Below are 17,744 nucleotides of genomic sequence, written 5' to 3'. Positions count from 1 at the left end.
AATTTAACTAAGCGCAAACACCAAGTACCCAACATACATCAAACCATTGACCCAAACGTGCCAAACACGAAGCTGTCCGCGGGAAATCATCCAGCGAAGCCATAAGATACCCAGCAAGGTCACTACGACCCCCGCAAACACTTCTTTTTGTGGAACCCACGGGGTCAGCATAATACCGATGGCTGGCAACAACGTGCCTTGAAAAACCAACGCACCCGTAATATTTCCAAAGGCCAAAGTGTCTTTACCTTTACGCACCCATAGAATGCTGTTCACTTTTTCAGGTAACTCTGTCGCAATCGGTATTACTAAAAGAGAAAGTAACAAAGGCGTTATCCCGAGTAATTCAGAAGCGCCTTCTATGCCTGAGATAAAACCTTTTGCACCATAAATGAGCAACAACAAACCTAACACCAACTGCACAACCACGACTGCCATATAATTGGGTAAGCCTAAGCGACACAAAAACATCGGGCTATCGGCTTCAGTCGCATGACCATCTGCCACCAAGGCTTTTGAAGCCCTTAACGTCAACATGATATAAACAAAATAAATCGTGACCATTGAGAAGCCAATGGCATAACGTAACACACCGCCGTGGGGTAAAAATAACGCCAATGTCGCAAAACCAAAAGCGACGAGGAAAAAATCTAAATCTCGCTTTAAGCCTGTTTTTTCAGGGTGAAAATGTCCGGTCGACTTTCTGTTTTTTAAAACAGCAAACGATAGTAAAGAAAGAGAAAGCGTAGAGAGCATCAATGGGGCGCCCAAGATGGCACCAACTCCAATTTCTTCATTGAGATGCGTGTTACTTGTCCCTGCCATTAACGCTAATAATGGGACCGAAGTCTCTGGTAAAGCAGTCCCCACGGCTGCAAATAATGAGCCTGTCACCCCTTCAGAGATGCCAAGTTTTTCGCCTAAATGCTCAAGTGCATTGGTAAACACTTCGGCAGCAATTAGAATAACAATGAGAAACAAAAACAATTCGGCAAAAATCATGATGACCCCTCAAAAATATATAGCTGAATTTTATCGGATAAGCGACTATTAAGCATGCAGAATATTAAGATTAATGATCAAGGCATATATCTAGATGCAAATTTTATTGCCTCACCAAATAGAGATGCGCGTCCTGATGCAAACGATATTTCTTTAATTGTGATTCACAACATTAGCCTGCCACCCAATCAATATGGCGGCGACGCAGTCACAGCGCTTTTTACTAACCAGCTAGATCCTAAGGCACATCCTTATTACGCAGAAATTTCTCACCTAAAAGTTTCATCGCATTTTTTCATTCGTCGCGATGGAAGTATTATTCAATTTGCATCATGCAATGATCGCGCGTGGCATGCTGGAAAGTCAATCTGGGAGGGCCGGGAGCAATGTAACGACTTTTCGATCGGTATTGAACTGGAAGGAAGTGATTATGAAGCATTTGAACCTCCTCAATACCAGACGCTCAACGTTTTAATCGAAGCGATTAAAGTAAAGTATCCGATTAAAGCAATCACTGGTCATTCAAACATTGCGCCTGACAGAAAAACTGATCCTGGGCCTTACTTTGATTGGTCAAGCATTCATACATAATGATACTTTGTTAAGTGACTTCGCTATACTCTAAACAATTCCTAATGAAAGCTTTTAGAATGCAACATAAGCAATATTATTCAAGCCGCATCATAACGACCATCTTAATTTCAACCACTTTAATCATTAGCCTTGCACTCACGGCTTGCGGTAAAAAAGAGTCTGAAGCTGACGCGAAGAAAAAACCACAAGCCGCACTCATTAGCACCACTGTTGCAGAATCAAGCGTTTTAGAGATTCGAGAAGTGTCTGTCGGTACATTAGAGGGCTTAATGGATCCAACTTTAGTAGCGGAGGCCTCTGGCAGAGTGATCAAAATGCTAGCGCACCCTGGACAGACAGTCAAAAAGGGCGCTATTTTAGCCTTATTAGATCCAACCGATTACAATTTAGAGCGCTCACATGCACAAGCAGAAGTGGCAAGGTTGGAAGCACTCACAATCAATCAGGGGCGTATCGTAGAGCGAAATCAAACGCTCGTTCAAAAGAAGTTCATCTCACAAAATGCATTAGACGACGTCACCACACAACATCTTGCACTACAAAATCAACTTAATGGCGCAAAAGCGCAAATTGCCATCATCGAACATACGCGTGCAAAAACCACCATCGTTGCCCCGATTGATGGCGTGGTGCAAAAACAAATCGTCTCGACAGGTGAATATGTCAAAATTGGTGACCCAATTTTGCAAATCATCAGCAAACAAAAATTACGTGCGCATTTACCACTCCCCGAAAATATGGCTGCCAAAATTCATGCTGGGATTAAGGTGAGGCTCACAACGCCCACCTCGTCGAACATCTTAGTCAGCACAATCAAAGAATTAAAACCTTTAATCAGTGAAACAAACCGTGCCGTGGATGTGATTGCTGATGTGACAGATCAGGCCGGATGGCAGCCTGGCGCAAGTGTTACAGGTGAAATTATTTTAGGGGAGCACTCCGATGCTGTCTTAGTGCATGAGCAGTGTGTCGTATTAAGGCCAGCCGGCGAAGTGGTCTATGTCATTCATCAAGGACAAGCACTGCAACGTATTGTAAAAACAGGCATACGTCAGGATGGGAAAATCGAAATTATCGAGGGCTTAGTTGCTGGAGAAGTCATCGCAAAAGATGGCGCAGCATTTCTGACCGATCAAGCAAAAGTAAAAATTGAAGCCAAAAAACCATCCAAACAATAAACGCACTCATCAAGAAATTTAAGAGAAAATCGCATGAATTTGCCTGAGCTTTCTATCAAACGCCATGTACTAGCATGGATGCTGTCCGCCGTCATCGTCCTCTTCGGCATTATTTCTTATCAACGTATTGGCATTGACCGCATTCCAGCAATCGATTTTCCAATCATCATGGTGAACACTACGCTCAAGGGGGCTAACCCGGACGTGGTGGATGCCAGCATTACTAGCATTATCGAAACAGCAGTAAACACCACGCCTGGAATTGAACACATACAGTCTTCATCGTCGCCTGGCGTTTCTACCATCACCATTACATTTGCACTCAATAAAAATATTGATGTTGCGTATAACGAAGTCCAGTCTAAAGTGAGTCAAGTGCTCAAGAAACTGCCAGCGGATACAGATCCACCGACCATCCAAAAAGTTGATACCAATGCTCAGGCTGTTATATGGCTGGCGCTTACAGGCGACCGAACGATACAACAACTCAACTTGTACGCAACCAATGTACTCAAAAAGAAATTTGAAACCATCAACGGCGTTGGTGAAGTGACATTAGGCGGGCGCCGTGATCGCGTTGTTCGCGTCACCCTTTCTCCCGAGAGAATGGCAGCTTACCGGCTTACCGCAAGTGATTTAATCAACGCATTTAACCGAGAGCATGTCCAGTTACCTGGTGGCTTTCTAGTCAGCAGCCAAACGGAGAAGTTAATTAAACTTGATCTAGAGTTTCATAATATTAAAGACTTAGGTGACTTGATCATTCATTACAAAGATGGCTCGCCAGTTCATCTTAAAGATATTGCAACTGTGACTGATAGCATCACTGACAATCGACAAGTGGCGCGTTATAAAGGTCAGCCTACGGTTGGACTAGGCATGGTAAAAATCGCCAACTCCAATACGGTTGAAATCATCAAAGAGGTCGAACGTAGATTAGAAGAGGAGATAAGGCCCAACTTACCACCTGGCATGAAACTAGAAATTTCCACCAATGACTCAATTTTTATTAATCAAATGGTCGCCTCACTCAAAGAGCATTTGTTCACTGGCACACTGCTTGCAGCTCTAATTGTATTTATTTTCCTGCGTTCAATACGTTCAACACTGATCGTTGCCACTGCAATTCCAGTATCACTCTTGGGAGCAATTGCGGTGATGTACTTCTCAGGGTTTACATTCAACTCAATGACATTGCTGGGCTTGCTTCTTTTAATTGGCGTGGTGGTGGACGATGCAATTGTGGTGCTTGAAAACATATTCCGTCATCGTGAGCATATCGATAAGGATCCAATGAGCGCTGCCATCAATGGATCAAGAGAGGTGACTTTTGCAGTCGTTGCCGCATCACTTTCACTTATTTGTATTTTTGCACCTGTCATTTTTATGGATGGCATTGTCGGCATGTTTTTTAAATCTTTCGGTGTGGTCGTCACCTTCGGTGTGCTTGCATCACTCTTTGTTTCTCTCACACTTACCCCAATGCTTTGTTCACGCTACTTAACCGCCGGTCACAAAGAGAATCAATTCTATAGTGCGATTGAAAAAAACTTAGCAAAGCTTGATGCGGCTTATCATTATTTACTCAACATGAGCCTCAATTATCGCTGGCGCGTCCTCATTATTACGATACTTTTCGTGGTATTGGGCGGAGGCTATGCGATGAAAAATGTACAAAAAGATTTTGTACCAGAAGCCGATGAGGGGAGTTTCACAATCAGCGTCAAGACACCGCTTGGCTCCAGCTTGGACTACACCGACACTAGAATGAAATTAGTAGAAGCAACCCTCGCCAGTCATCCCAAGGAAATTTCGAGTTACTTTGCTACGATAGGCTCAGGCTCTAAAGGTCAGGTCAATCAAGGCAACGTCAATGTACGTTTGGTCCCCAAAACCGAGCGCGAAAAATCTCAAAAAGACCTGATGAAGGAACTCAAAAAACAATTCGACCTTATCCCTGGCGTAAAGGCTATCCCCTCTCCGGCCTCAATCGCAAAAGGACAACGTTCCGAGAAGCTACAATTCATTATCACTGGTCAGCGCCTTGAAGAGATTGGTAGCCTCTCCAAACAAATTCAACAGTCCCTCACTAAAAATTCTGAAATGGGAAAAGTGGATTTAGATGTACAACTAGACCTGCCTCAACTGGATATGAATATTGATCGCGCGCGCGCAGCTTCTTTGGGCTTAAGTGCTCAAGACGTGGCGAGTGCTGTAAGCATGTATGCAGGGGGTCTAAACATTGCCAAATATAATGATTTTAATGGAGATGGACAACGTTACGACATCAGGCTCAAGGCGAATGAGGATGACTTAAAGCAGACCACAGACTTAAGTAAAATTTATTTAAGGAGTGCAAGCGGGGAGTTAGTGCGTTTAGATTCGGTTGCTAGCTTTAAAAAAACCTTGGGCGCAGCAGTTATTGGGCGCTATGACTTGCAATATTCAGCCAACTTTTATGCCAACCCCAGTATGCCACTGGGCGAAGCAGTTACGCTTGTTAAAGAAACTACCGCAAAAATTTTACCTCCAAACTACACACTCAAAATGACTGGCCAAGCAGAAGAGTTTGGTAAAACATTTAAGAACATTAAATTTGTTTTTATTCTTGCATTCATCTTGTTATACATGGTCCTCGCAAGCCAATTCAACTCTTTTATTCAACCACTAATTATTATGTTGGCTCAGCCACTCGCGATTATTGGTGGATTAATCGCGCTCCTACTTTCGGGCGATTCGCTCAACATTTACTCCATGATTGGTCTAGTCCTGCTCATCGGGTTGGTCGCTAAAAACTCCATCTTATTGGTCGACCTAACCAATCAATTGCGTGATCGAGGGGCTGGAATTAACGAAGCTCTGAGAGAGGCGTGTCCAATAAGACTGCGCCCAGTGGTGATGACATCACTCACTATTATTTTAGCACTGCTGCCCGCTGCGCTTGGATTTGGAGCTGGTAGCGAAACTAACAAGCCATTATCTGTTGCGATTATTGGGGGGATGATTTCATCGACCCTACTTACCTTAGTCGTTGTCCCGGCAGCTTATTCATTAGTTATGAACGGCCTAGAGAAATGGAAGACCCGATTTCCAAGATCCAAGGCCTAAGCAGGGAACCCTTCTATCGACGAATAAGCTTCACTAGGTATTCCAACGCAAGTGCAGGGACTTTGGGTTGCCATAGCGTAGGGTTGACGGGAAAATCTTCAAACTGACCAGAGCGCTCGAATCCCAAGCGCTCATAAAACTCAATGAGCTCTGTTCGCAAAGTAATCACTGATAAATAAAAACCTGCCACTCGCCACTCTCTAGCCGTCATCGCCTCGGCGGCCATTAGCATTTCACGGCCATAGCCTTTGTTCTGGAGTGTTGGCTTAACTGCAACCAGTCCAAACTTCGCTGTATTTTCATTGTGCTCACATGCAACACAAGCAACTATCTGATCACGCAAAACGCCAACCAAAACGAAAGCGTCATCACGTCTGATTAATGCAGCAACTTCAGGGGTAGTAATACGCATGCCATCTAATATATCCGCTTCCGTTGTCCAACCCGCACGACTACTTTCACCGCGATAGGCGGAATTGACCAAATCCGCAATTGCGGTGGCATCATTTATTTCTGCTTTGTAAAAACTAAGCATCGCTTACTTACTCACTAGCTTTTGAACGACCAGGCTACCCACCATATCGCCTTGCACATTGACTGTGGTGCGGAGCGTATCTAGCAATCTATCTATCGGTAACAAAATCGCAATCGCCTCTGCAGGCAAACCAACGGATTGTAAGACCATCACCATGGTCACCATGCCAGCACTCGGAATGCCTGGGGCACCCATGGCAGCAATCATGGCGGTGAAAAACACAATAAATTGCTGAGCTAAACTCAAATCAATGCCTGCAATATTTGCGATAAATAAGGCAGCGGCCGCTTCATAAAGCGCCGTTCCGTCCATATTAATGGTTGCCCCAAGCGGAATTACGAACCCAGCAATTTCTGGCTTAACGTGTAAATGTTGCATCGTGCAACGCAACGTCACTGGCAATGTTGCATTGCTTGAGCTAGTCGAAAAAGCGGTCACTAATGCTTCACGTGCACCACGCCAAAACCACAGTGGCGATTTGCCCGTAAAGACAAATAAAATCAGCGGAAGCACAACCACACCATGGAATAAAGTTGTACCTAAAACAACAGCGATAAACTTACCTAAAGTAGTGAGCATGGTTGCATCTTGTAAAACAACCAATTTAAACAGTAGTGCAAAAATGCCTAAAGGCGCTAAGCGCATTATCCAGCTCACAATACGCATACATATTTCTAGCGCTTCTTGTAGCAGAGCCAAGATATTTTTGTAGCGCTCGCCACCCATCACCAGCGCAATGCCCAAAATCAAAGCAAAGACGACTACCGCCAGCACATTGCCTTGTGAAAGTGCAGTAAAAGGATTAATAAAAATGCTATGTAAAAACTGGGCGAAAAATTCAGGTAAAGGCAATTGCTTAGCCTCAAAGTTTTGCATAGCATCAGTAAACATCGCCAAGTGCAAACCCGCACCAGGTTTGAAATAATTGCTCGCCAATAAACCCAGTGCAATAGCGATTGCCATCGAAGCCACAAAAAATGCTAGCGTCGTGACCCAAACTTTGTGCATTTGCTGATGCTGACGCAAGTTAGCAATGCCCACCGCAATCGAGCAAAACACCAGTGGAATTAAAATCATTTTCAGCAAGTCGATAAATAAAGTCGCGACCAAACTTGCTGAATACAAGCCTAATTCAACAACCGCATTTTCAGCGTCTAGTCCATGAAAATACCAGCCCAAGCCTAGCCCAGTGATAGCACCAATGAGGATTTGGAGATTGAGGCTAGGCAGCTTCATGTTTACGCTTTTGCCTTTTTAGGCGCGGCTTTTTTGGGTGTAGCCTTTTTAGCAGGTTCTTTAGTAGCCGTAGCTTTGGTTAAGGCTTTAGATTTCGAAATTGCTGCTTTTTTACGCTCAGCTTTGACTGCAGCCTCATCTGCTTCAGTCATTACTTCTGCCGTTTCAGCTTTTGTATCAAGGGCTGGCTTAGCTGCTGCGGCTTTTTCAAATACTGCTGCGAAGAAGCCATCTGTTTGATGCACATGTGGCAACAGTTTTAGGTAGTTGCCCGTATCCAAATTGATTTGCTGTTGCGCCAAAATGCTGTTCGCTGGCACCAATACAAACTCAGGGTTTGCATTTAAGAATGCTTCAGCGATCTGTTCATTTTCATCTTGCAGCAAACTACAAGTCGCATAAATTAAACGACCGCCAGCTTTCACCAATTTAGCAGCACGCGCCAAAATGTTGGTTTGTTTGACAGTTAACTCCAACACATCCTGTGGTTTTTGACGCCATTTTAAATCTGGATTACGGCGTAAAGTCCCAAGACCACTACAAGGCGCATCGACCAATACACGGTCAAATTTGCCATTGAGGCGTTTTAACTTCGGGTCAGCTTCGCTGCTGATTAACTGGCTATGTAAGTTTGATAAGCCCGAACGTTTTAAACGTGTCCCTAAGTTTTGCAAGCGTTTTTCAGAAACATCAAATGCGTAAATGCGGCCTGAATTACGCATTAAAGCGCCCAATGCCAAACTCTTACCGCCAGCACCCGCACAGAAATCTGCCACCATTTCACCACGGCGCGGTGCGACCAATTGCGCCAATAATTGACTGCCTTCATCCTGCACTTCAATCTTGCCATCTGTGAATAACATGTGGCGGCTGATGGTCATTTTTTGCGCCATACGCAAGCCATTTGGCGAATATGGCGTTGGCACTACTTCAGTTTTTTCAGAGGCAAATTTCGCCATCACATCTTCACGCGTGGCTTTGACCAAGTTCACACGCAAATCCAAAGCTGCTGATTGGTGCATACTTCTAGCGATGGTTAGTGCTTGCTCCTCGCCATACTGCTCAACCAATTTATCCCAAAACCACTCTGGCAAATCAGCTTGCATGGCTTTGCTAATATCGTCCGTTTTCTTGGATTTAATTTCTAAAGCCCACTCTTTTTGTTGTGCGTTTAATGTGTCGGCTAAGTCACGCGTGCTCATGCCAAGCACACGCACCAAATAAGCCACTAAGAGCTTACGTGGATCATCACCATCAGCCACATAAGTCAAAAATGATTTACGGCGCAAAACACCATAAGCAGACTCGGCGATAAATGCGCGATCTTTAGTACCCAAATCACGGTTTTGCTTAAAGAACCAACCAAGCTTTACATCAGCAGGACCGGTGTTGGACAACACATCCGAAAGCGCCACACCAGCGAGTCGTAATAAATTAGGGTTTATTGTCATTTTGCGATATCGGTATCTATGCGAGTGGCGATGAATTCGTACCCGCTACCGTCCTTTGTTATTTTCAAAATTTTAATGGGGATAAATCGATAATCTTCTGCTAACCAAACATCGGTTTTTTCTTCTGCATCACCACTACTTTTAGCGATGTGATACGTATTAATTTGACCAAACTTGGTTGTAATCACTTCTTCAGAAATAAACTGATAGTGATAAACACGTAACATTTTGCCATTGGTTAATGGCCACGCCATTCGCTCAAGCGGTGGCACAAACATAAACTGATACATAAAGCTTAAAAAGTCCTGTGTGCCTTCTAGCAACTCCTCCACAGTTTCTGACTTAGCCGTTTTGAGAGTCAATTTATTATTGTCCCAATCAAAATTCGCCACTTGCAACTTGTCGGGCTTGCCTGTTACTTCCACACGATAAGCTTCTGGCTTAAGTCCCTGTTCCATGATTTTGCCGATGCTGGTTTCAATGCGTTTTCCAGCAAAAGCAATAGAAGCTAACCCTACCGCCTCCATCTCACTACGCAAACTATATCGGTCTTGTGGCTCAGCTTGATAGCGATAATGCGCTCGGCCACTACCAAAACCATTCACGCGTTTTACATCAAACTCCATGTCCACAAATGAAGGTGGAAGCAATCGCGCCATTTCTTCATACGCTGGCCTATCTTCCTCACGCCATAACGGCTCAGCCACTTGGGACACTTCTGCTTGCTCATCCGTACTGGGCGCTATCGACTCTCGACTCACCTCATTAGGGACTTCCTTATGCTTGAGTGATTGATGCACCTTTTTAGGTGGTGATGGCTTTTTTTCTACTTTTTTAACTGGTGGCGGAAGCAGTTCCGCTTCAATTAAATGTGATGACGATTCAAAACTCGGCATCACAAAACTCCAACCGCCAAGCAATACAACATGTAATAACAGGGACAACAACACTGCCCAAAGCCAGCGTTGCGGCACAGTAATTTTTTGCAATTGAAAGGTTAAAAATCTGCTATTTTTCAAATGATGTTTTACTGATTTTTTCAAAAAAACGATCAAAAATCATTTTGCACACTGCTAATCTGTTTGAATGCTGGTCAGCGTTTGCTCAATGGCCGTGCCATTTTCCTCACGCATGATGATTTTAACTGGCAAGTAAAAACGCTCAACCGCCAACCAAAATTCCTTTTCGTTACCGCCGCCAGTTTCACTCGCATTGATTAAATGCAGGGTCTTAAATTGCCCTGCATCCACCGATAGGCTCACATCACGCGCTATCGCTTTGTAGCTGTAGATGCGCTGTTTTTTGCCTGTCGTAATCATCAAACTCACTTCATCAGCCTTGGGTGGCAAGAGCATCCACTGATAAGGAAAACTTGCCACATCTTGCGTGCCTTTGGCTAATGGCACTGAAGTGACATTGCCTTTATTTGTCATGCGCAATTGATTAGCAAGCCAATCAAAATCTGCATACACCGCCTTTTTCTCGTTATCACCTTGGTGTTGTTCAAAGTGTTTCGGTTCTAAGCCCTCGGCAGTGACAATGCCTTCACTCTTTAAAATACGTTTACCAAACAGCGCCGCTAAACCCACACCTTCGGTCACACTTTCAATCACATATTGGTCGCCTATTTGTTTGAATGTTTCCGTCACATTCGCAAAAGGCTTACCGTTTCGCGTTGCTTGATAAGTCAGCGTTACATTTTTTGGAGCGGCAAACGCAAGGTTTGAAATGGCCAAAAAGCTGGCCAAAAAACTAAGCAGTGCTAATTTAGCGAAGGCTTTAATTTAAACCACGACCGTTGGCGCTTCGCCCGCTTGTTGCTTGCGGATAAAGCCGATTTCAAATACTTGCTCGCCTTCGGCTTTGAGCAATTCCATCGCCGCTTTTGCTTGGTCTTTAGACACAATCACTACCATGCCAATGCCGCAGTTAAATGTTTTGTGCATTTCGCTTTCAGCAACATTGCCCTGAGCTTGCAACCAGGTAAACAAAGGCGGCATATCCCAGCTACCTTTTTTGATTTCAGCAGTAAAACCTTCTGGCAATACGCGTGGCACATTTTCTGTAATACCGCCGCCAGTGATGTGGGCCATGCCTTTTACCGTCATGGATGAAATCAATTTAAGCAAAGGTTTTACGTAAATACGTGTTGGCGCCATCACCACATCTTTGAATGGCTTACCGTGGAAGTCTGCATTGAAATCAATGCCAGATTTCGCGATTAATTTACGAATCAATGAATACCCGTTTGAATGTGCGCCGCTTGAAGCCAAGCCCAACACAACATCGCCTTCAGTGATTGTTTTACCCGTAATAATGCTTTCTTTATCCACGCAACCCACTGCAAAACCAGCCAAGTCATACTCACCCGCCGGATACATCCCTGGCATTTCAGCCGTTTCACCGCCGACCAATGCACAGCCAGATTGTTCACAACCTTGTGCAATACCTTTGATCACTTGAGCCGCTGTGCCAACTTCTAACTTGCCACAGGCAAAGTAATCCAAGAAAAATAATGGCTCAGCGCCTTGCACCAAAATATCATTCACGCTCATCGCAACAAGATCGATACCGACTGTATCGTGTTTATTCAGCTCAAAAGCGAGTTTTAATTTAGTGCCCACACCATCTGTGCCAGACACCAATACTGGATTTTTGAATTTTTTTGGCATCTCAAACAATGAGCCAAAGCCGCCAATACCGCCTAAAACCTCTGGGCGCATGGTGCGTTTTGCGAAAGGCTTAATCTGTTCAACCAGCGCGTCACCAGCCTCAATATCTACCCCAGCATCACGGTAACTGATAGATGTGCCATTGGTTTGGTCGTTCGAATTCAAAGCTTTCTCGCTTTCTACAAGATAAAAACAAATAAAAGGTTAAAATACACATTGTTCGCGTATTTTTTGCAACACCCGAATTTTAACCTAAATGACGCCTAAACGAGAAAAGACTGAACGATTAAAGCGGAGTTATGCCGCTTTAATTGCTTTGCAAGATTAAATAAATGAAACAACTGCTCCTAGATATTCAGCCAGACGCATTGCCTAGCATTGCCAACTTCGTTGTTGGCCGCAATGCAGAGGCCTTGCACAGCTTGCATCAGGCGTTGCAAACAGGCGCCGAGAGTCGTTTTATTTACTTTTGGGGCGCAGCAGGCAGTGGCAAAACGCATCTGCTCAAAGCGGCGCAAGCATTAGCAAAAACATCCAACATTCAACTCGTCACAGCAGATGATGTCAATTTTCTCAATGACGAAGCGCAAATCGCTTTATTCGACACTTACAACCAAACACGTGCGGCAAACGGCGTGCTTCTTGCCGCGGGCAACGCGTCGCCTAATCAAATGCATCTGCGTGATGACCTCGCAACTCGATTGGCTTGGGGCTTAACTTACCAATTACATCCCCTCACCGATGAAGAAAAAGCTCAAGCGTTGCAAGCCCACGCTTTAGAGCGCGGAATGAAACTTCCAGATGAAGTAGTGGATTATTGCTTGCGCTATTTGCGTCGTGATTTGCCAAGCTTGATGGCAATTTTAGATGCGCTCGATGAATGGTCGCTCACTGAAAAGCGTCCTGTGACCGTTCCTCTTCTTAAAAAATTGCTTCAATTACCGCTTATTTGACCTCAATTAAAAATTAAAAATATGTTACGCGCATCCGAAATCAAACTCCCTTTAGATAACGCCACTTCGTTGCATCACGAACCCGAAGTGATTAAAGCCGCGCTTCTTAAAAAGCTTGGCATTCCAGCCAGCGATTTAATTAGCATGGCGATTTTTAAGCGGGGTGTGGATGCCCGTAAATCGCACGCGATTTTGTTTGTTTACACACTCGATGTTGAAGTGAAAAACGAGGACAAAATTTTAGCCAAATTCAAAAAAGACCCGCACGTCAAAGTGGCGCCTGACACGTCTTACCACTTTGTGGCAAAAGCGCCAGAGGCAAGCAAGGCGCCTAGACCTGTGATTGTCGGCTTTGGCCCAGCAGGCATTTTTGCTGCGCTCATTTTGGCGCAATCGGGCTTTAAGCCTATCGTTTTAGAACGTGGCAAATCGGTGCGCGAACGCACCAAAGATACATGGGCTTTATGGCGCAAAAATGTTCTCAACCCAGAGTCTAACGTGCAGTTTGGTGAAGGTGGCGCCGGGACTTTTTCAGATGGCAAACTCTACAGCCAAATTAAAGACCCTAAACATTACGGTCGAAAAGTGCTCCATGAATTTGTAAAAGCAGGCGCACCAGAAGAAATTTTATACGTCAGCCATCCGCATATCGGGACATTCCGCTTGGTGGGTATGGTAGAAGAAATGCGTCAAAATATCATCGAGCTTGGCGGCGAAATCCGCTTCCAAAGTCGTGTGGATGATATTGAAATTGAAAACGGCCAAGTGCAAGGCGTAGTGCTACAAAACGGAGAGCGCATCGCCACCAACCATCTTGTATTGGCGGTCGGCCATAGTGCCCGAGATACGTTTGAGATGATCCACAAACGTGGCATTTATATTGACGCAAAACCTTTTTCTATTGGCTTCCGTATTGAACATCCACAATCGCTGATTGACCATGCGCGCTTTGGCCCAAATGCTCAGCACCCGGTCTTGGGCGCGGCAGATTATAAGCTTGTCCATCATGCCAAAAATGGACGAAGCGTTTACAGCTTTTGTATGTGCCCAGGTGGCACAGTTGTGGCGGCTGCCTCAGAAGAAGGCCGCGTTGTCACCAACGGCATGAGCCAATACTCACGTAACGAACGTAACGCCAACGCGGGCATTGTAGTGGGCATTGACCCAGAGAAGGATTATCCAGGTGACCCGCTTGCTGGCATGGAGTTTCAACGCAAATGGGAAGCACGCGCTTTTGAGTTGGGCGGCAAAAACTACCAAGCGCCAGGGCAACTCATAGGTGACTTTATCAATGGCAAACCTTCTACCGAATTTGGCACAGTGCAACCTTCCTACACCCCAGGCGTGCACCTTACTGACTTAAGCACCGCTTTACCTGAATATGCGATTACCGCCATCCGCGAGGCGCTCCCCGCTTTTGCCAAACAGATTAAAGGCTTTGATTTGCCTGATGGCGTGCTGACCGGCGTTGAAACGAGAACGTCCTCACCGATTAGAATTAAACGCGACGACGAAACACTCCAGAGCATTAATACCAAAGGCCTTTACCCAACGGGTGAAGGTGCTGGCTATGCAGGTGGGATTTTGTCAGCAGCGGTGGATGGAATTAAGATTGCTGAGGCGGTGGCGTTGAATATAAGTAATGTAAGGATTTAATTTATGTAGTTTGGAAAGAAAAAGGGCGTCTAACTAATCGCTAGACGTCCTTTTCTTCCGCAAAACCTAATCAATACAAGTAATCAACAGAATAGTGCTGTGCGACTATCCTCGTACTTTTAAGGCAGCAATACGGTCATCCAAGCTTGGATGACTTGCAAAGAGTTGTGACATCCCACCACCTAAACTAGCAATACCAAATGCAGCCATTTGCTTGGGTAAAACAGATGGCTCGTGGGCATTTTTTAAGCGTTCTAATGCGGCAATCATCTTTTGTGCGCTAGCAAGATTGGCTGCGCCGGCATCCGCACGAAACTCTCGCTGACGTGAAAACCACATCACGATAATTGATGCGAGCACACCCAACACCATCTCGGCAATAATCATGGTGATAAAGAAGGCAGGGCCGTTACCGTCTTTGGTTTTAAACACGGCTTTATCAACAATATTGCCAATCACACGAGAGAAGAACATCACGAAGGTATTCACCACCCCTTGGATGAGGGTTAAGGTCACCATATCGCCATTGGCAATGTGAGACACTTCGTGCGCTAAGACGGCTTCGACTTCTTCTTGTGTCATGCCTCTAAGCAAACCTGTTGAGACAGCAACCAGTGAGCTGTTTTTGGTCATGCCGGTAGCAAATGCATTGGCTTCTGGGGAATCAAAAATAGCCACTTCTGGCATTTTAATCCCCACTTTATCCGCTTGCTGACGAACGGTTGCGAGCAACCAACGCTCCGTTTGTGTGTTCGCTTGTTCAATAACGACTGCACCAGACATGCGTTTAGCGGTCCATTTTGAGATCGCTAATGAGATAAACGCGCCACCAAAGCCCATCACCCCTGAAAATATTAAGAGGCTGGTGTAATTTAAGCCATTAGCGGTGAGATAAGGCCCCACACCAAGCAGTCGCATGGTGACGGATAACACAAGCATAATCGCAATGTTGGTCAACAAAAAATAAAATACACGCTTCATTTGAACTCCGTTGGTTGAATTAAATGGATCTTGAAACTGCACGATTAAATTCGCACTTAAAAACTGCGTCAAAATAGTTTGCTTTGACATTCATCCTAACGTACCACCACCGAATGTGGACGACATGAAGTTGGATGCAATCAAATTTTATGCAGCACTCACAACAATTTCACCCTCGCCTGTTTTTCCATGATTATCAGTCCAAGTCACCCGGATGATATCCCCCACTTTGGCCCCATGCAGATGAAAAGTAAGGTAAGGATTTTTTGATATCCCTGTTCCCCATTGCGCCTCCATTACTTGCTTTCCATTAAGGGTAGCGCTTACTAGCTGAATGAAATTGGCAGGAATCACCTCACCAAAATCATTCTTACGACGCCCTGTTTCCATGGGGTGGGTCATGAGCACTTTCACCTCTGTCATTTGGCCCTTAAGCAGGGCACGCATACGCATATTTTCAGCCATCTTAGCCACATCCATTCTCTAAAACTTCCACCCGTTTTTTGGCAGAATAATAGCGATTGTTTGATTTAATCACGGCTTGCACGTCTGAGGTTTCGGCCATTTTGATGCGCGTGATCACAAAACCATCCGCGCCTTCACCAAAGACAAAGTTGGCAATTAAAGCGGTGGGATTATTTTCCACAAAAATGGCAATCGATTCCGTATTAGGAACAAGGCTAGTAATTTCAATTTGCACCACCGCACCGTTTTCAGCTTTATCTGGCGCGATAATTTGAATATCGTTTGAAACAGTCACATTGCTGATTTTCATAGCGGCAATGGCCTCTTGTAGCTTTGTCGCTTGAAAAGCAGGCGTGTTCCAAATGGCAGCAAATGCTTTAATGGGTAACATGGCCAATGCACTGGCGGCAAATAAGGCTTTTAAGAATTTTCTACGTTGCATCATGGAGCGCTCCTTTTCAAACTAGTTAAACCAGCCACGTTTTTTAGGTTCATCAATTAATCCACGAAGTTCTTTTAATCTCGCTTCCACAATCGACTGTTGATAAAAGTCACCGTCGCCTGATTTCACCGCCAAATCCATTTGTTCCAACGCTTTAGGTACATTGTAACGCCTAAAATAGCCCTCTCCCTGTGCTTGATGACTAAGTAAATTTTTACTTAAATCAGCATACGCTTTAGATTTTAATTCATAGAGATAAGCGTCATCAGGATATAGGCTTTGTTTTTCATTGAGCAATTGCAAGGCTTGTTGTGGCTGGCGAACGCGCAAAAAATGTTCGGCATAGCCATAGATTAAGGCTCTGCTGCCCGGATAAACAGCCAAACCAGTTTGGTAGGCTTTTGCAGCTTGTGCTGGATGATCACGCGCCACTTCAATATTGGCGGCAAGGCTGGCAAAAAATGGATGGCTAGGCGCATTGGCGCGTAACCAACTTAGCTCTTTGCTTGCCCCATCTACGTTTGCAACGCGCAACATGGCAATCGCAAGACCGTAATGCTGAGCACTTTCACTGGTATAGCGTCTATCTCGTAGATTGCTTTGAAACAAGCTGACCGCCTGAGTGGCAATGCCGCCGCTGGCAAGAATCTTGGCACGGACCAAATCAAAATCTGGGGAATATGGCGCCATTCGATATCGACTGTTGGCAATTCGGGCAGTGACATCTGCAATACGCTCACTCGTAATTGGATGTGTACGCAAAAAAGTTGGCGCACTGCCTTCAACGTAACGTGTGCCTTTTTGCATAATTTGGAAAAAGCTGGCCATGCCATGCGTATCGTAACCTGCGCTTTCTAATATTGAGATGCCCACGCGATCAGCTTCACGCTCATGATCGCGGGTGTAATCCAATTGTTTTTGTACCGTACTGGCTGATGAGGTCATCATCGCCGCACTCGCTAATTGTGGATTAGCGCGAGCCGATAAAATGGCCAATGCCATGCCGGCGAGACTAATGAGTGAGTCATTTTTCTGTTGTGCCATCATCCTTGCCATATGGTGTTGCACCACATGACCAATCTCATGCCCTATCACGCCTGCTAACTCAGACTCATTGGTCGCCGCTACAATGAGGCCTGTATGCACGCCAATCACGCCCCCAGGCATGGCAAACGCGTTAATACTGTTGTCCCTCACCACAAAAAAATTAAACCACTGGGTTTTATCTGGGCCATTACTCGCTAATCGCATACCAAGGTTTTGGATATAGTCGGTAATTTCTGGGTCAGAAATCACCTCATCACTGGACATCACGCTTCGCATGATTTGGTCGGCAATTTTCTTTTCCTGAAGGGGTGAGAGCACGGTCGCTGAAACATCACCCAAATCGGGCAAATCATCCGCCAGTGCGATAGGCGCAATCAGAGAAAGTAATAGAAGGCTATAAACTAATTTCATGTTTGCGTATGAT

The 17,744-nt window shown here is 45.0% G+C and carries 16 protein-coding genes; 5 read left to right on the top strand and 11 right to left on the bottom strand.

Going from position 1 to position 17,744, the window contains the following annotated elements:
* Positions 1-3 precede the first annotated feature (3 nt).
* Positions 4-1,002, bottom strand: a complete 999-nt coding sequence (locus BN1209_RS00815) for a sodium:calcium antiporter (RefSeq protein ID WP_045750528.1) — start codon at positions 1,000-1,002, stop codon at positions 4-6.
* Positions 1,003-1,056: 54 nt separating this feature from the next.
* On the opposite strand from BN1209_RS00815, the gene ampD reads away from it, so the two are divergent.
* Genes ampD through BN1209_RS00800 form a run of 3 tightly spaced genes read left to right on the top strand, consistent with a single transcriptional unit; the run spans position 1,057 to position 5,882 of the window.
* Complete coding sequence (gene ampD, locus BN1209_RS00810) at positions 1,057-1,593, top strand: 1,6-anhydro-N-acetylmuramyl-L-alanine amidase AmpD (RefSeq protein WP_045750527.1); 537 nt, start codon at positions 1,057-1,059, stop codon at positions 1,591-1,593.
* Between the two features lie 59 nt (positions 1,594-1,652).
* The gene (locus tag BN1209_RS00805; protein ID WP_045751873.1) at positions 1,653-2,774 is read left to right on the top strand and encodes an efflux RND transporter periplasmic adaptor subunit; all 1,122 of its coding nucleotides are present in this window, start codon (positions 1,653-1,655) and stop codon (positions 2,772-2,774) included.
* Between the two features lie 33 nt (positions 2,775-2,807).
* Positions 2,808-5,882 (top strand): efflux RND transporter permease subunit, encoded by a 3,075-nt coding sequence (locus BN1209_RS00800; protein WP_045750526.1) that lies wholly within the window; start codon positions 2,808-2,810, stop codon positions 5,880-5,882.
* A 13-nt stretch (positions 5,883-5,895) separates the two neighbouring features.
* On the opposite strand, the gene BN1209_RS00795 is transcribed toward BN1209_RS00800, so the two are convergent.
* From BN1209_RS00795 to purM, 6 genes are all read right to left on the bottom strand, one after another.
* Complete coding sequence (locus BN1209_RS00795; RefSeq protein WP_045750525.1) at positions 5,896-6,417, bottom strand: GNAT family N-acetyltransferase; 522 nt, start codon at positions 6,415-6,417, stop codon at positions 5,896-5,898.
* Positions 6,418-6,420: 3 nt separating this feature from the next.
* Positions 6,421-7,653: a dicarboxylate/amino acid:cation symporter gene (locus tag BN1209_RS00790; protein WP_045750524.1), complete on the bottom strand. Its 1,233-nt coding sequence runs from the start codon at positions 7,651-7,653 to the stop codon at positions 6,421-6,423.
* A 2-nt stretch (positions 7,654-7,655) separates the two neighbouring features.
* Positions 7,656-9,104: an RsmB/NOP family class I SAM-dependent RNA methyltransferase gene (locus tag BN1209_RS00785; RefSeq protein WP_231855137.1), complete on the bottom strand. Its 1,449-nt coding sequence runs from the start codon at positions 9,102-9,104 to the stop codon at positions 7,656-7,658.
* Positions 9,101-10,093: a DUF3108 domain-containing protein gene (locus BN1209_RS00780; protein WP_045751871.1), complete on the bottom strand. Its 993-nt coding sequence runs from the start codon at positions 10,091-10,093 to the stop codon at positions 9,101-9,103. Before BN1209_RS00780 ends, BN1209_RS00785 begins: the two co-directional genes overlap by 4 nt.
* 84 nt (positions 10,094-10,177) lie before the next feature.
* Positions 10,178-10,840, bottom strand: coding sequence for a DUF3108 domain-containing protein (locus BN1209_RS00775; protein ID WP_231855136.1), 663 nt, complete (start codon positions 10,838-10,840; stop codon positions 10,178-10,180).
* 48 nt (positions 10,841-10,888) lie between these two features.
* Positions 10,889-11,941, bottom strand: a complete 1,053-nt coding sequence (gene purM, locus BN1209_RS00770) for a phosphoribosylformylglycinamidine cyclo-ligase (RefSeq protein WP_045750522.1) — start codon at positions 11,939-11,941, stop codon at positions 10,889-10,891.
* Between the two features lie 167 nt (positions 11,942-12,108).
* On the opposite strand from purM, the gene BN1209_RS00765 reads away from it, so the two are divergent.
* Together BN1209_RS00765 and BN1209_RS00760 are read left to right on the top strand one after the other, a co-directional pair.
* Entirely contained in the window at positions 12,109-12,729 is a 621-nt protein-coding gene (locus BN1209_RS00765) for an HdaA/DnaA family protein (protein WP_045750521.1), read from the top strand.
* A 21-nt stretch (positions 12,730-12,750) separates the two neighbouring features.
* Positions 12,751-14,385: an NAD(P)/FAD-dependent oxidoreductase gene (locus tag BN1209_RS00760; protein WP_045750520.1), complete on the top strand. Its 1,635-nt coding sequence runs from the start codon at positions 12,751-12,753 to the stop codon at positions 14,383-14,385.
* 105 nt (positions 14,386-14,490) lie between these two features.
* Here the strand turns inward: BN1209_RS00760 and htpX are convergent, their stop codons facing one another.
* The 4 genes from htpX to BN1209_RS00740 form a co-directional block, all read right to left on the bottom strand.
* Positions 14,491-15,366, bottom strand: coding sequence for a protease HtpX (htpX, locus tag BN1209_RS00755; protein ID WP_045751870.1), 876 nt, complete (start codon positions 15,364-15,366; stop codon positions 14,491-14,493).
* A 147-nt stretch (positions 15,367-15,513) separates the two neighbouring features.
* Positions 15,514-15,831 carry a thiosulfate oxidation carrier complex protein SoxZ gene (soxZ, locus tag BN1209_RS00750; protein ID WP_045751869.1) on the bottom strand — a complete coding sequence of 106 codons (318 nt, stop codon included), beginning with the start codon at positions 15,829-15,831 and terminating at the stop codon, positions 15,514-15,516.
* Between the two features lies 1 nt (position 15,832).
* The gene (gene soxY / locus BN1209_RS00745) at positions 15,833-16,276 is read right to left on the bottom strand and encodes a thiosulfate oxidation carrier protein SoxY (protein WP_320408772.1); all 444 of its coding nucleotides are present in this window, start codon (positions 16,274-16,276) and stop codon (positions 15,833-15,835) included.
* 18 nt (positions 16,277-16,294) lie between these two features.
* A complete protein-coding gene (locus BN1209_RS00740; RefSeq protein ID WP_045750519.1) occupies positions 16,295-17,731 on the bottom strand; it encodes a beta-barrel assembly-enhancing protease in 1,437 nt (478 codons plus the stop codon).
* Positions 17,732-17,744 lie beyond the last annotated feature (13 nt).

It is taken from the genome of Candidatus Methylopumilus turicensis, from assembly GCF_000953015.1.
GTDB classification, from domain to species: Bacteria; Pseudomonadota; Gammaproteobacteria; order Burkholderiales; family Methylophilaceae; genus Methylopumilus_A; species Methylopumilus_A turicensis.
The sequence above is the reverse complement of the archived record's forward strand: the minus strand, read 5'-3'. Positions and strand labels throughout refer to the sequence as shown.